The 13,972-nt window shown below is 69.2% G+C and carries 11 protein-coding genes and 1 pseudogene; 3 read left to right on the top strand and 9 right to left on the bottom strand.

What is annotated here, in order from left to right; translation table 11 throughout:
- Positions 1-90: 90 nt before the first annotated feature.
- The 3 genes from ABZ016_RS24625 to ABZ016_RS24615 all read right to left on the bottom strand — a co-directional run bounded on the left by ABZ016_RS24625 (position 91) and on the right by ABZ016_RS24615 (position 2,698).
- Entirely contained in the window at positions 91-1,539 is a 1,449-nt protein-coding gene (locus tag ABZ016_RS24625) for a HAMP domain-containing sensor histidine kinase (protein WP_356918825.1), read from the bottom strand.
- Positions 1,536-2,228 carry a response regulator transcription factor gene (locus ABZ016_RS24620; protein WP_356918824.1) on the bottom strand — a complete coding sequence of 231 codons (693 nt, stop codon included), beginning with the start codon at positions 2,226-2,228 and terminating at the stop codon, positions 1,536-1,538. The genes ABZ016_RS24625 and ABZ016_RS24620 overlap by 4 nt, the downstream gene beginning before the upstream one ends.
- Before the next feature lie 104 nt (positions 2,229-2,332).
- On the bottom strand, positions 2,333-2,698 hold the full coding sequence (locus tag ABZ016_RS24615; protein WP_356918823.1) for a hypothetical protein: 366 nt from the start codon (positions 2,696-2,698) through the stop codon (positions 2,333-2,335).
- A gap of 217 nt (positions 2,699-2,915) precedes the next feature.
- Here ABZ016_RS24615 and ABZ016_RS24610 point away from each other — a divergent pair, with 217 nt between their 5' ends.
- A complete protein-coding gene (locus tag ABZ016_RS24610; protein ID WP_356918822.1) occupies positions 2,916-4,127 on the top strand; it encodes a serine hydrolase domain-containing protein in 1,212 nt (403 codons plus the stop codon).
- Between the two features lie 628 nt (positions 4,128-4,755).
- Here the strand turns inward: ABZ016_RS24610 and ABZ016_RS24605 are convergent.
- Positions 4,756-5,592, bottom strand: coding sequence for an NAD(P)H-binding protein (locus ABZ016_RS24605; RefSeq protein ID WP_356918821.1), 837 nt, complete (start codon positions 5,590-5,592; stop codon positions 4,756-4,758).
- An 83-nt stretch (positions 5,593-5,675) separates the two neighbouring features.
- On the opposite strand from ABZ016_RS24605, the gene ABZ016_RS24600 reads away from it, so the two are divergent.
- On the top strand, positions 5,676-6,638 hold the full coding sequence (locus tag ABZ016_RS24600) for an AraC family transcriptional regulator (RefSeq protein ID WP_356918820.1): 963 nt from the start codon (positions 5,676-5,678) through the stop codon (positions 6,636-6,638).
- A 29-nt stretch (positions 6,639-6,667) separates the two neighbouring features.
- Here the strand turns inward: ABZ016_RS24600 and ABZ016_RS24595 are convergent, their stop codons facing one another.
- The 5 genes and pseudogenes from ABZ016_RS24595 to ABZ016_RS24575 form a co-directional block, all read right to left on the bottom strand.
- Positions 6,668-7,330, bottom strand: a complete 663-nt coding sequence (locus ABZ016_RS24595; RefSeq protein WP_356918819.1) for a DUF3105 domain-containing protein — start codon at positions 7,328-7,330, stop codon at positions 6,668-6,670.
- Between the two features lie 151 nt (positions 7,331-7,481).
- Positions 7,482-9,002: an MFS transporter gene (locus ABZ016_RS24590; RefSeq protein WP_356918818.1), complete on the bottom strand. Its 1,521-nt coding sequence runs from the start codon at positions 9,000-9,002 to the stop codon at positions 7,482-7,484.
- Positions 9,003-9,721: 719 nt separating this feature from the next.
- Positions 9,722-10,888 (bottom strand): hypothetical protein, encoded by a 1,167-nt coding sequence (locus tag ABZ016_RS24585; RefSeq protein WP_356918817.1) that lies wholly within the window; start codon positions 10,886-10,888, stop codon positions 9,722-9,724.
- A 1,118-nt stretch (positions 10,889-12,006) separates the two neighbouring features.
- Positions 12,007-12,333 carry a helix-turn-helix transcriptional regulator gene (locus ABZ016_RS24580; protein WP_356918816.1) on the bottom strand — a complete coding sequence of 109 codons (327 nt, stop codon included), beginning with the start codon at positions 12,331-12,333 and terminating at the stop codon, positions 12,007-12,009.
- 4 nt (positions 12,334-12,337) lie between these two features.
- Positions 12,338-12,967, bottom strand: a pseudogene (locus tag ABZ016_RS24575) (tyrosine-type recombinase/integrase); the annotation flags it as partial.
- 16 nt (positions 12,968-12,983) lie between these two features.
- Between ABZ016_RS24575 and ABZ016_RS24570 the strand changes: the two are divergent.
- Positions 12,984-13,802, top strand: coding sequence for a cytochrome P450 (locus ABZ016_RS24570; protein ID WP_356918815.1), 819 nt, complete (start codon positions 12,984-12,986; stop codon positions 13,800-13,802).
- The last annotated feature ends 170 nt before the right edge of the window (positions 13,803-13,972 follow it).

Raw genomic sequence — 13,972 nt, 5'->3', positions numbered from 1 at the left:
CGCGGTGTCCTGCCCCGACGGTGAGCCGCGCGGGGCCATGCCCGAGGGTCGCCCGCCGTCCCTTGTCCTGCGCCGCGCCGCCGGGGCGGGTCAGCGCACCGCGGTGTCCTCACCGGCGGCGCGCGGCGCGATCGGGTCGGGCGGGGCCGCGGCCGGAAGGTCGACCCGAAGCAGCGCGCCACCGCGTGCGGAGCGGGCGACGGTTGCCCGGCCGCCGTGGGCGTCGACGACCCGCTGCACGATCGACAGCCCCAGACCGGATCCCGGCAACGCCCGGGCGCTGTCGGCACGGTAGAACCGGTCGAACACCCGCGGTACATCGGCGGCGTCGATGCCCGGCCCGGCGTCGTCGACCTCGAGCACCGCCGACGCGCCCTCGGCACGGAGCCGGACCTTAACCGGCTGGTCCGCGGGGGACCACTTGCCGGCGTTGTCGATGAGGTTGAGCACCGCCCGCTGGAGCGCAGCGGGACGCCCGCTCACCCACACGGAGGTCACGTCGAGCGCCACCTCGATGTCGGGCACACGAGAACGCGCCCGGGCCGCGGCGGCCACCACCACGTCGGCGAGGTCGAGCAGCTCGGTGTTCTCGTCGCTGACGTCACCGCGCGCCAGGTCGGTCAGCTCGGCGACCAGGGTGCTCAACTCGGCCACCTGGGCGCCGAGATCGTTGAGCAGCCGGGTCCGGCTCTCCGCCGGCAGTGCGCTGTCCAGCGTGCCGCGCCGATCGAGCCGGATCAGCAGCTCGGCGTTGAGGCGCAGGCTGGTGAGCGGGGTCTTGAGCTCGTGGGCGGCGTCCTCGGCGAGCAGCCGCTGGGCCCGCCGGGAGTCCCGCAGCGCGGCGAGCATGTCGTTGATCGACCGGATCAGCCGCCGGATCTCCCCTCCGCCCTCGTCCGGGATGTCGGCGTCGAGATCCCGGGTGTCCGCGACACGTACCGCGGCGGCGGTCAGCCGGTCGATCGGCGCCAGCCCGGTCCGCGCCACGGTCCGCCCGACAAGGGCGCCGCCGGCCACGCAGAACAACCCGATCAGCAGCATGCCGAACCCGAACCGGTTGATCGGGCTGTCGTCGGCGAGGCGGGCCACCTGGACCGCGCCGTCGCCCGCCCGCAGCGTGTAGATGAGGTAGCCCTCCTCGCTGTCGTTCGACTCCATCAGGTCGGCCGACGCGCCCTGCGCGACGCGCTCGGCGTGCTCGCTGACGGGGGGCAGCGCGGGTTGGCCGGCCGGCGTCCGGGTCGAGCCGTCGGGCAGGATGACCCGCACCAGCCGACCCGATCCGGGATACGGCGGTAGCTCGACCTGCGCCAGACCGGCGCGCTCCGCGTTCGTCGCCAGGACGCGGGAGTCGGCGCGTAGCTGATCCTCGGCGGTGTCCCGCAGCTCCCAGTCCATCAGCTCGCTGGCCACCTGGAAGGCCACGAACACGCTGACCGCGATGGCCGTCGCCGCGATCACCGTCAGCCTGGTCCGCAGGGACCGCCGGCGCCACCATCGGGTCAGCCGGCGCGTTTCCCGGCCGGCGGGCCCGCTCACGGAGGAGTCTCCCGCAACGTGTATCCCAGGCCGCGCAGCGTGTAGATCAATCGCGGCTCACCCTCGGCCTCCATCTTGCGGCGCAGGTAGCTCACATATACCTGGAGGTTGTTGGCGGTGGCGCTCATGTCGAAGCCCCAGATCGCCTCGAACAGCGCGTCGCGGGTCAAGACCCGGGTCGCGTTGCGCATCAGGACTTGCAGGAGGGAGAACTCGGTCCGGGTCAGGCGTAGCGGCCGCACGCCCCGCCAGGCCTCGAACCTGTCGGGATCGAGCCGGACGTCGGCGAACGACAGGATCTGCGACTCCCCGTCGGTCGGCGTGCGCCGGCGCAGCAGGGCCCGCACCCGTGCCAGCAACTCCTCGGTGGCGAACGGCTTGGGCAGGTAGTCGTCGGCGCCCGCGTCCAGCCCCGTGACCCGGTCGGAGACCTGGTCACGGGCGGTCAGCATCAGCACCGGCAGATCCCGACCCGCGGCCCGCAATCGCCGGCAGGTCTCCAACCCGCCGAGGCGGGGCATCATCACGTCGAGGATCAGCAGATCCAGCGTGTCACCGCCGGCCCCACCGACCCCGTCGAGCACGGCGAGACCGTTGGCGACGGTGCTGGTGTCGTAACCCTCGACCTGGAGCACCCGCTCCAGCGACTCACGGATGGCCACCTCATCATCCGCGATCATGATCCGCACGCCAGCCCGCCCCCGTCCAGTCGATGCTTTTTCCGCTCATTGTCCCCGATCAACCTGAGGCCAGGCTTAGAGCGTCGCTGGGGACCGCGCTCTTAGCTTAGAGATCAGAAGCTGTCCCGCTTCCCTGTTTCGGCCGGGTCCGTGGGCATCGGACTCACCATGGAGGGCATGGAGCCGGATGCGGTGGGGAGTGTCCATCTGCCGTTCTCAGGCGTGGTGGTGTCGAGTCCGCTGGTGGCGACGCGGGCGTCACGCAGCGCGGTGGGGAGCAGCGTGAACGCCTCACGTGCCCGATGCAGCGCACTGTCGGCACTGCGCAGCCGGCCGTCTGTGTGTCCCGGGCCGTCGACGGAGGTCAGTAGCCCGGCAGCCCTGAGGTGGTCGAGGAACTGGGCGGTCTGCTGGATGACTTGATCCAGGCTGTCGGCGGCGGCCCACACGGAGCCAAGCAGGGCGTGGGCGACCAACACCCCCGCGCATCGCCACGCCAGCCCCCTGACCAGACATTTCAAGGTGACGCAGGCTCAGTCATCGATCCTTACCGGGGGTTATCCCCACTGCCGTTCCGGATGATCTCCCCATCGCATCGGCCGGCACCGCTCGGGCATCGTGAACTGGCGACGAGAGGGCGGGGTGTGAAGAGTGCTCCGTCGCAGCGGTCTTGCCACGACGACGGAGGATGGACACGTGATCAAGCACAAGCGTGCACTGGGTGGGGCACTCACGCTGGCCGTGGCAGTCGGTGTGATGGGAAGCAGCCTTCCGAGTAACGCCGCCACCGCGGCGACCGCGGCAAAAATCACCACCGCACCATCCACCCACACTGCCGAGGACACTCATCTGCGCGCGCTCATGCACCGGTTGACCACCGCTGACGGTGCGCCCGGAGCACTCGCCGCGACGCGGGACAGACGCGGCAGCACGGTGCTGACCAGCGGCGTCGCGGACGTGGACAGCCAGGCGCCGGTACGCGGCGACAGCAGGTTCCGGATCGGCAGCATGACCAAGCCCTTCGTGGCCACGGTCGTGCTCCAGCTGGTGGGAGAGCACCGCGTCGATCTCGACGCCCCGGTGGAGCGCTACCTGCCCGGCGTCGTCCGCGGCCACGGAAACGACGGCCGGGTGACCACGGTCCGTATGCTCCTCCAGCACACCAGCGGCCTGCCCGACTACCTCGACTACCTCAACCCACAGGACATCCTCAAGGACCCGCTGGCCCACCACGACACCCGCGACCTGGTGAACCTCGCGCTCGCCCACCCGCCGACCTTTGACAAGCCCGGTGCGAAGCCCGGCTCCGAGTGGCACTACTCCAACACCAACTACCTGCTGGCGGGCATGCTCATCGAGAAGGTGACCGGACACTCGTATGGCGAAGAGATCCGTCGGCGCATCATCGAGCCTCTCGGCCTGCACGATACGTCCGTGCCAGGCGATGCCACGTCGATCCCCGGACCGCACCCGCGCGGGTACGTACGCCCAGCCGAGGACGCGCCGCTCGTGGACATCACCGCATTCAACCCCTCCGTCGCGGGCGCGTCCGGCGAGATGATCTCCAGCATTGCCGACCTCAACCGCTTCCTGGGCGCCCTCGTTCGCGGCAAGCTGCTGCGCCCGGCCCAGCTCAGGGCGATGATGAAGACCCGGTCGACCGGCAGTGACGACGGCCGGGAGTACGGCCTGGGCCTGGAGAGCCGGGCGCTGCCCTGCGGCGGCCTTTACTGGGGCCACGGCGGCGACATCTTCGGCTATCAGACCGCGGGCGGCGCCACAGCCGACGGCAGGCAGGCGACGGTCATGACGAACGTCGACCCGGGTGGAACGGACGCGCAGGACGACGACATGAAAGCCGTCGTCCAGGCAGGGCTGTGCGAGGGGCGACACGCACACTCCCAGTAGCGGTTCGGCGCCGCTTTCGCCGCCTCCGCCCTCCTCATCGTCCTCCTTGCCGGGCACACAGCGTCGTCCCTGGCATGAAGAGAGCCGGGCCGCCGTGATCGGTGCCGCCCGCCGTGGCGACGGGCGGCCGGTCGTCACCGGGCCTGCGGAGTGCCGCACGGCGACAAGGATGCGCTGATACTCCGGTGGCAGCGCATCCTCGGCCACACCCGGTGCGCGGTTCGGGACCAGCGGAGTTCCCGGTGGGGGCGCCATCAGCGAGTCCGGCCAGGGCGTGACGCGCCACTCGAAGCGGATGGAGTCGTGGCGCTCTTTGGAGTCACTCAGTTCAACGAGGCCGCACCGCCGCTTCACGCGCGTCACCAGGGCGGTGCTGTCGACGGCCCCGGTGAGCATCGGCTCGGGCAAGGGCCACGTCATGCACGGGTGCCTTCCACGCTGCGTACTGCCGAACCGGTCGGGAAGGGCACGGTCACTCGGCAGCCTTCAGTGTCGACTCCGGTTCCGCTCTACCGGACTCGCCTTACTGGCGAAGAGGCAGTGTTTCAACCTTGCGCTATTCCGCGGCGGGCACAGCTTGATCTTTGACCGCGTAGGGCAGCGGGACGGCAGTAACCCCTGTGGTGTATCAGGCGTTCCAGGCGCCCTGTGCGGCGGCCGATCGAGCGTACTGGGCGAAAGTGCGGGGCGGGCGGCCCAGCACCTTCGCCACGTCATCGGTGACCGAGGCGAGAGCGCCGGCGCGGACCTGGGCGTATAGGTCGACAGTCAGCTGCACCCATTGCTCGGGCACGCCGTGCGCGCGCTGCTCAGCGGCGTACTCCTCGGGCGTCAGCGGGGTGTAGCGGATGTCGCGGCCGGTGGCGTCGGCGATATGTGCGACGGCGTCGGCGAATGACATCGCCTGCGGGCCGCTCAGTTCGTAGGTCTCTCCGGCGTGCCCGGTCTCGGTCAGGGTGATTGCGGCGACGGCGGCGATGTCCTCGGCGTCGACGAACGCCTCCGTGCCTGCCCCGGCCGGCAGCCGCACATCACCGGACAGGACGGCGTCGTGCAGGAAGTCCTCGCTGAAGTTCTGGGAGAACCACCGCAGCCGGAGCACCGTGCTCTCCAGGCCCGCCTCGCCCAGCGACTGCTCGGCCGCCACAGCGTGCTCCAGACCCGGAGCACCGGTGTCGGGGAAGGAGACCAGCACCGCACGCCGCACCCCGGTCGCGGCGGCCTGACGGGCGAAGGCGGTGATGTCGTCTGCCGCCTGCGGGCTGCCGAGATCAGGGGCGACCAGGTACATCCCGTCCACCCCGTGCAGGGCCGACTCCCAGCTGGTGCGATCCGCCCAGTCGAAGCGCACCTCGCCGGAGCGGGATGCCGCCCGCGCTGCAACTCCGCGGTCCGTCAGCTGCTGCATCACGCGGCGGCCGGTCTTGCCGGTGGCGCCGGTCACCAGAATCGTCTCGTTGCTCATGTCTGCCAAGCCAAGCGGACGACTGCGCTCCGAGCCATGGCGGGCCCGCTCACATACATACGCGTTCGTCTACGCTGACCAGCATGGACGCCCTGACGCCGGCCGGTACGGATCCGCTGACGGACCTGCTCGATGGCGTGCGGACCACCGGCGCGGTCTTCAACCGCTCCGCCCTGTCCGGTACCTGGGCGGTCCGTTTCGAGGACGGCTCCCCGCTCGCCCTGGCCGTGCCCATGACCGGACCTGCCTGGGTTGTCCTTGAAAACGAGGAGCCGGTCCGTCTCGACCCGGGCGACGTCGCGGTACTCAGCGGCGGCACCCCGTACACGATCGCGGGCGACCCGTCCGCCGCCCCGGACGTGACCATCCGCCCCGGCGGACGCTGCACCGTGCCCGACGGCACCGAGCACCTCACCCACGACTTGGGCCCTGCGCGTGTCACCAACACGGGCGGCACTGTCCTGCTGAACGGTCTCTACACCCTGCCGAGTGTCACCCCCGGCCGTCTGCTCGCAGCTCTGCCCCCGCTCGCCGTCGTCCCCTCGCACCAGGGCACCTGCCCAGTGAACCCAGAAGCCTTCGAGGACATGTTCTGTCTGGCTCCCGGCCGGCAGGTGCTCTTGGACCGGATGCTCGATTTGATGCTGATCACCGCACTGCGCGCCTGGTTCACCCGCCCCGGCGCCCCGCTTCCCGCCTGGTACCGCGCCCACAGCGACCCGGTGATCGGATCGGCCCTGCGGCTGCTGCACACCGACCTCGCCCACCCGTGGACAGTCACCTCTCTGGCCGCCGCGACGGGCGTCTCCCGTGCGGCCCTGGCTCGGATGTTCACCGAACTGGTCGGACAACCTCCCATGACCTACCTGCGCGAGCAGCGGCTCGCCCTGGCGGCCGACCTGCTGCGCGAGCCCGAGACGACGATCGGTACGGTCGCCGCGCGCGTGGGCTTCTCCAGCGCCTTCTCCCTGAGCACCGCGTTCAAGAAGGCGCGGGGCATCAGCCCGAGCCAACACCGCACAGGCACTGCGTCGGACAAGGACTGACGCCTCGCCCGACCCGGCTCAGCTATCGGTTACGGCGTGGCCCTCCCACCGGTGCAGGGCGCCCCCGGCTCAGGTGTCTGCGGGCCCTGGACATAGGTGGTGAGGAACTCCGCGATCCGCGGGTCATGGGCGGTGTCGAGGCTCAGCTGGTGGCCCCAGGCGGTCAGCATGATCCTGCCGGGCTGTGTGCTGACCGGGCTCATCAGCGTGTACGGCATGGAGGCGACCTTGCCTGCCAGGGCTCGCACCGAGGCGGCGTCGGCCTGGGCGTTGTAGGTGATCCAGACGGCGCCGTGCTCCAGGGAGTGGACAGCGTTCTCCTTGCGGATGGCCTCGGTGTAGACGTCGCCGTCGCAGTTCATCCACAGCGCACTGTGATCGCCGCCGACCGGCGGGTTCACCCGGTAGGCGACCTTCCCCTTGACGTGCCGGTAGGTGAGTTCTTCGGCGTCCCAGGTCTGCTCGCCGCGTACGTGCTTCTTTGCCCCGGCCGCTCTGCGTTCCTGTTCGGCCTGATGCTGCTGCCGGTCCTCGAAGACTCCGTAGCCAAGGAGCCCGGCCAGGAAGACGGCCGCCCCGGTGAGGAAGAGCCAGCGGCCGCGCGGCGTGCCGGCCGTCCCCGCGGGCGGTGTCTGCGGCGGCCTGCCGGTACGGGCCTTTGACCGTGTTGCCTTTGCACCGGTGTCGTTCATGCCTTCGTCCTTCCTCACCCCATTGGCGTGCAGTGACGTGCAGGTGGCACCGCCGGCGCAGGACGGCGGCAGGTGCGGTGGCAATTCGTGGTGTGGCTGTGGCCCGACGCGCTGGTGCGCGCCGGGCACGAGAGCCGGCCGGGGGCGGCCGTTAGCCCATGTGGACGAGGGCGGTGGCCTCGGTGTTGTCCTGCCTGCGGGCATTGACGGCGATCACTGTGATGAGCAGGGCGGCCAGGAACATGACCCCGGCGGCGACGAAGGCCATGGTGTAGCCGTGCGTCAGCGCTGAACTGGCCTTGTCGATCAAGGCGGCGTCCTTGGTGCCCAGACCCCGGTACAGGGACTGCGCGGCGTCGGGCAGCTTGTCGTCGGCGAAGGACGTGGAGATCGTCGCCAGGACGGCCAGGCCCAGCGCGGCGCCGACCTGCTGCGCGGTGTTCAACAGCGCCGCGGTGATGCCCGTCTCCTGGTCCTGTACACCGCTGACCGCTCCCAGCGTCATCGGGACGAAACACATCCCCAACCCCAGAGCGGTCAGGAACATGGCCGGCATGAGGTGCCCGGCGTAGGAGGAGTCGGGCTCAAGGGTGGCGAACCAGAACATGCCCGCCGCGGCGACCACCAGTCCGGGACCGGCGATCAGGCGGGGAGCGAACCGGGCGATCAGCTTGGAACTGCCCGCGGCCGCAACACCCATGCCCACACTGAAAGGGAGGTAGGCGAAGCCGGTGCTGACCGCTCCGTAGCCCAGGACCAGCTGCATGTACAGCGTCAGGAAGTAGAACGTGGCGATCATGCCCGCGCCGATGAACAGCATCGTGGCGTAGGACCCCGACCGGTTACGGTCCCGGAACAGGTTCAGCGGCAGCATCGGGTCATCGCTTCGGCTCTGGATGAGCAGGAACACGCTGAGCAGCACCGCGGAGACGGCGAACGAGGCGAGGGTGAGGCTGTTGTCCCAGCCATGCTCACCGCCGCGAGTGATGGCGTAGACCAGGGCGAGTAGACCGCCCGTGCCGGTGACCGCACCGGGAACGTCCAGCCGCCCGGCGTGCCGTTCGGCCTCCACGAGGATGCGGGTCCCGGCCAGGATGGCGATGCCGATGGGGATGTTGACGAAGAACACCCACCGCCAGTCCAGTGCCTCGGTCAGGATCCCGCCCAGCAGGAGACCAACCGTCGAGCCGATGCCGGCCATCGCCGCGTACACGCCCATCGCGGTATTGCGCGGCTTGCCCTCCGGGAACGTCGTCGTGATCAACGCCAGCGCGCTGGGGGCGGTCAGTGCCGCACCGATGCCCTGCAGCACCCGCGCACCGATCAGCAGTTCCTCGTTCGGGGCCAGACCCCCCAGCAGGGAAGCGAGCGTGAAGAGTGCGATGCCCGCCTGGAACATCCGCCGGCGCCCGAACAGGTCACCGGCCCGCCCGCCGAGCAGCAGCAGCCCGCCGAAGGCCAGCGCGTAGGCATTCACGATCCACGCGAGATTCGCATCGGACACACCCAGGTCCGTCTGGATGCTCGGAAGCGCGATGTTCGTGATCGTGCCGTCCAGGATCAGCATCAACTGCGCCGAGGCGATCACGATCAGCGCCAGGCCCAGGTGACGTCCCCCCGAGGGCGCCCCCCGGGGCATGGAATCGGCGACAGACGTACCCGCAGTGGACATGAATACAACTCCAGGAAAAGAAATGAGGAGCCCGGGCATCGAGAATAAAACAAGGAGTTCAATTTCCTTGAAATTGTTTTCCGAATAGGCCCGAGACTGAAAGGAATGGGGCTGGGAGGGCGTCAACGCCGTGCATCGCACACTAGTTGAGAGGGTCGGCCAGCGCGATACGAATCGGAACTCTAGCACCACTGCGACGCCTGAACCGATGCCCTCCTGGACGGCAGCCATGTGGCGTTTTCGCACTTGACAGGCGTACGTCGCCTGTGTGCCTCCAGAATTCTGGTTTTTCTCAAAGACGCTTGCTTTCCGGCTGTGTGCGTGTCTCGCGAAGTGTCAAAGGAGCGATTGCCTACACTTTTCCCAAAAAAGCAAATCCGCATCGTGAGTGACACGGGAAGCCAGGACAGATTGCGACCGGCGCTGTCAAGTCAGAGGCGCAAGACGTCATGCGCTGGAGGACCGACGCATCTCGCCGCCACACGCCTCTTGCGTCTCGACGCCCCCGACGGGCGGACCACCGTGTTCACCGGCGCGACCCGCAACTCCCTCGTCGTCCTTGCCCGGCCTTCGCCCTGCCCCGTGCACTGGCTGTTGCCGCAGTCGCTTTTGATCACCCGGACCCCTCGTCGAGGGGATCGACCTGGTCGTCTACCGGACGATCCCGCGTCTGCTTCCGGCTCCCAGTAGGCGGACAGCCCAAGCCCCGCCTTCGTGACTCACTGTTCTGTGGCTGCACAGGCGGCGAGGTAGTCCGCCCAGCTGTCCTGCGCGAAGCGGGTCCATCGGTGTGCAGTGTCGGGGTGGATGCCGAAGAGGTCGCTCGCGACGATCGGTGGAAGGTCGGCGACTGCTTCGATCATGGCCGTGTTGCGTGCGCTGAGGCCCGGAAGACCGTGCCGGCGCATGAGCGAGTGAATTCCGTCAGCAGATCGCGGACGGCTGGGTGGGCGTCCGGGCAGCAAATACCTCGGGTGGTCTCCACCTGGCTGTTCGAGGATCGAGACGTGGCCGACGGGGCGGGCGGCCTGTTCCTCGATGAGCCGGGCCAGCCTGGGGGGCAGCAGAACAGGGTTCTGGTCGACGGTGAGGGAAGCACCGTCATCTTCGCGCTGGAACCGGTCTGTCGTGAGCTGGAGGATGCGAGCGGTGGGCAGCCCGTAGAGCCTGGTCAGGGCTCCGACGATGCGGACTTCGAGGGGCAGTTCACTGTCGTTGAGGCATCGTCGCAGCTGTCCGTGCTGTTCTTCGCTGCTGAGGAACCGGGTCGGCAGGCCGCTGTGCTTGCGCACGGCCGTGAGTTTCCCAGTGAGGCGACGGGCGACGCTCCACCGGATGAATGCCCCGATGCGCCGGGTCGGGTGGGAGGTCAGCCAGAGATCGAGTTCGCCTTGGGTGAGCGAGCCGAGATCGAGGTCTTCCGTCTCCAGCCAGGCGGTGAAGTCCATGGCGGCGCGCAACTCCATGCGGTCGACGGAGGCGGCACCGGGGGTGTACCTGCCGCGCTCGGACCGGCGTCGGGCATCGCGGAGGATGCACCACTCCGCGAAGGGACGAAGGACCCGCACACGCGTGGTCGGCAGGCTGTCGAGGGCCGCGTCGAGCCAGAGCCGAAGCCGGGCGAAGTTCTCGTCGCGCCGCGGCAGGACGCCGGTGGTGACGAGGAGTTCGCGAAGGTAGCGGGTGCTGGCGTCCTGTTCCAGTCCGTCGAGGACGTCGTGGGTGATCTCCGCCTTCTGGGCGGCGAGATCGGCCAGGAGGCGGGCGCCTCTGCTGGTGGTGAGCCAGTTGCCCACCGCCCAGGGGTTCGCGGCCGTGAGCTTGTCCTTGAGCGGGCGCAGCTGCGGTACCACGCTGCCGTCCTCGCTGCTGAGGAGGTCCTGCACTCGATCGCTGACGACGCACCGACCGCAGCACCCGTCGGCATAGATGTTCCCGGGAAAGCCACAACGGCGACAGACGTAGTCGATCTCCGTGCCTGAGCACGGACCGCAGAGATCTTGTCCCATCTCGGAGCGGCCCACCAGAACCCGCAGAGTGCCACAGCCGGAGCAGGGCCCGGGGGCGCGGGTGCGGCGCCGGTAGCAGGTGTCGCACAGGGCCCCGACCGGCCAGGTGGCCTTCAACGGCCGTCTCCTGCCGCAGTCGACGCAAGTCGCTATGGATCGGGGACGGCAGGCATCGCAGTACAGGGCGCCGTCTGGTCCCTTCCGGCGCCGGACGGGACGCTGACGGCCGCAGGCGCTGCACTCGCCGAGCGGGGAGCGGTAGCAGCTCCGGCATGTGCCCGGCTGCCCGTCAACGGCTCGTTTGGCCATCGGCCGGGATTCTCCGCAGACCCCACAGAGCCGAAGCGGCAGCGTGTAGCAGGAATGACAGATGGGTTCGTCGCCGGTCACCGCGGCAGGCGCCAGCCGGCCGCAGCGCGAGCACTCGCGCTCCGGCTTGGGAGCACACGGCTTGCAAATGGCCGCCCCGTCCTGGCGGCGGGCGGCAGGCTCGCGCCGCTGACCACACCTCGCGCACTCAGTCTTCCGTGCCGGGTCCGTGCGGTAGCAGGTGCGGCAGATTGGTCCCTCTTCCCGGCGGGTGACGATGTGGCCGTCAATGCCGCAGCGGGCGCATGCGCGCAGTTCGGTGCGCGCTCCGCACCATCCGCAGCAGCGGCCTTCGGGCATCGGACGAACCAGCGGCTTGTCGGTACGTCCGCATCGAGGACACGCGAGTTGGGTGACGGCGAAGCCGTAGCCCTGGGCATCGAGCTGCTGCAGCAGCCGCGGCAGCGCAGCCGGGCAGTGCGGCGAAGGGGCCGTCGGGGCATCAAGGCGTTCTTCAAGGTGGCCGGTCATCTCTCGCGCGACGGCCGGACTCCATGCCTTGGCCTGTACGAGAATCGCCTCGGCGCCCTCCACGGAGAGCGCCGGGCCGACGACCTCCTGGAGGCGGCCGATGAGCCAGGACCGGACTTCGGTAACCTCGCGCCGCCGTATTTGTGGGGCGCTCGTCACGACTGGCCGGGCCGGCGCACTACGGTCCGGCGCGGAGCTGCCGGAGCAGGACCGGGCGTCCCGTCGGCGGCCTTGCGGACTTGCGCGTTGACGGCTTCCGGCTTGATCAGGTCATTAGGGGTGCACTCCAGGATGTCGCAGAGCGCGACGAGAGTGTCCATGCTCAGCCGCTGCGGGGGCTGGGTGACGAGCCGATAGACCTGCTCGCGGGACAACGCCACCCCGCGTTCGGCCAGCAGCGGAACCAGGTCCGAGGTCTGGAACATCTCCCGCTCGGCCATCAGCTGCCGCAGTTTCCACTGATACCCCATCTTCCGGATCACGCCGTCACTCCCAGTCCTCGCCCAGCCGTGCCTTCATCGAGGCCTCCAGCAGCTTGTTCCTGTACTCGTTCGAGACGCCCATGTAGATCGCTGTGGTCGATGCGTGGGAATGACCGACCTGCTCCTGAACGAACCTGGCGGGATAGCCGAACTCGGTCAGATGGGTGATGTAGCTGTGCCTGAGACAGTGCAGGTCCAGGTCCTCGTCCAAGCCTGCGGCCTCGCGGGCGTTCACAAAAGCCTCGTTGATCGACCTCGGGGACAGGCGGCTCACCCGCTCGGTCACCCAGAGCGCGGGGTGCCGGCCCGGGGAGAAGTGCGGGCGTATCTCGGTCAGCCATTCCTGGAGGACTTCGACCACCCAGTCCATCTCCGGGACCGTCAGCACGGTCCGGCGCTTGGACGGGGCCCCCGCCGACGCCTTGCCGAAGCGGACCATCACGCTTCCGAAGTTGCCGAACCGTGGCGCCTTGCGGTTGCGTCTGAAGTCGACCAGGTCCACCCGGGAGGATTCCGTGCGTCGGGTCCCGTAGGCGTAGATCGTCTTCAGGACAGCGGCGTCGCGCAGCGCGGCAAGGACACCCTTGCGGCCCTGCCCTCGGATGCTGGCAGGCCGGGCGTCTGCGGCGTCGAAGCCCACCGGCGAGAGGGTGGACCTGCGCCGGCACTACGCGCGCCCTCTGCCGATCCGCGTCATCAGCGAGCTTTTCGGCCTCGAGGACCCCCATGACCGGGAGCGGTTGGCGGACGCTTGCGACGCCCTCCTGGACAGCCACGTCACCGAGGAGCAGGCCGGCACTGCCCAGGCGGTGATTCACGAAGTGATCACCGGACTGATCGAGCGAAAGCGGCACCAGCAGGGCGACGACCTCACCAGCGCGCTGATCAGGGCTCGAGATGACGAGGACCGCCTGAGCCACCAGGAGCTGCACGAGGTGCTGTTCCTGCTGCTCATAGCCGGTATGGAGACGACGCAGAACCTCATCGTCAACAGTGCGTTGGCCTTGCTGGACCACCCCGCGGAACTCGGCCTGTTGCTCGCCGGCGTCGCCACTTACGCCACGGCGGTCAGCGAGACGCTGCGCTACGACAGCCCGCTGAGCACGCTGATGTTCTACTTCGCCCTGCGCGACGCGACGATCGGTGAAGTGACCGTCCGCAGGGGCGAGGCGGTCCTGTTCTGCCTGACGGCGATCGGCCGGGACCCGCGTACCGCACCCGACCCGGACGTCTTCCGGCTCGACCGTCCGCCGGCGCAGATGCGCCACCTGTCCTTCAGCTACGGACCGCATTACTGCCTGGGGGCGCAGCTCGCGCAAATGGGAGCCGAGATCGCCCTGCGGGTGCTGTTCACCCAGCGGAAGGTGACCGCGCCGGAGAGCCGGGCCTCTCTGCCACGGATGGCGTCCCTTTCGTCGCAGAGCGCGGCATGCCTGCCCGTGCAACTGGCTGACCGGCTCGCCGCATAGCGGCGGGTTCCGTAAAGCGTGCCGGCGGACAACCAATCCAGGGGTCGTCCGCCGGCATCCTCCTCACGGAGTTGCACCCGGTCGAGAGCCTGACCAGCAAAACAGACCGATTGGTTGGGTGTTAAACGGGCCGGGCAGACCGGTTCCCCTCCCGCTGCACCGCACAGAAA

Source organism: Streptomyces sp. NPDC006372 (assembly GCF_040612515.1).
Classification (GTDB): Bacteria; Actinomycetota; Actinomycetes; order Streptomycetales; family Streptomycetaceae; genus Streptomyces.
This window is presented reverse-complemented; position numbering and strand designations above follow the sequence as displayed.

Bases quoted from the DNA above. Each gene is read 5' to 3' on its own strand.
- ABZ016_RS24595 (WP_356918819.1), bottom strand. From the start codon at position 7,330: ATGAACGACACCGGTGCAAAGGCAACACGGTCAAAGGCCCGTACCGGC.
- ABZ016_RS24590 (WP_356918818.1), bottom strand. From the start codon at position 9,002: ATGTCCACTGCGGGTACGTCTGTCGCCGATTCCATGCCCCGGGGGGCG.
- ABZ016_RS24605 (WP_356918821.1), bottom strand. From the start codon at position 5,592: ATGAGCAACGAGACGATTCTGGTGACCGGCGCCACCGGCAAGACCGGC.
- ABZ016_RS24600 (WP_356918820.1), top strand. From the start codon at position 5,676: ATGGACGCCCTGACGCCGGCCGGTACGGATCCGCTGACGGACCTGCTC.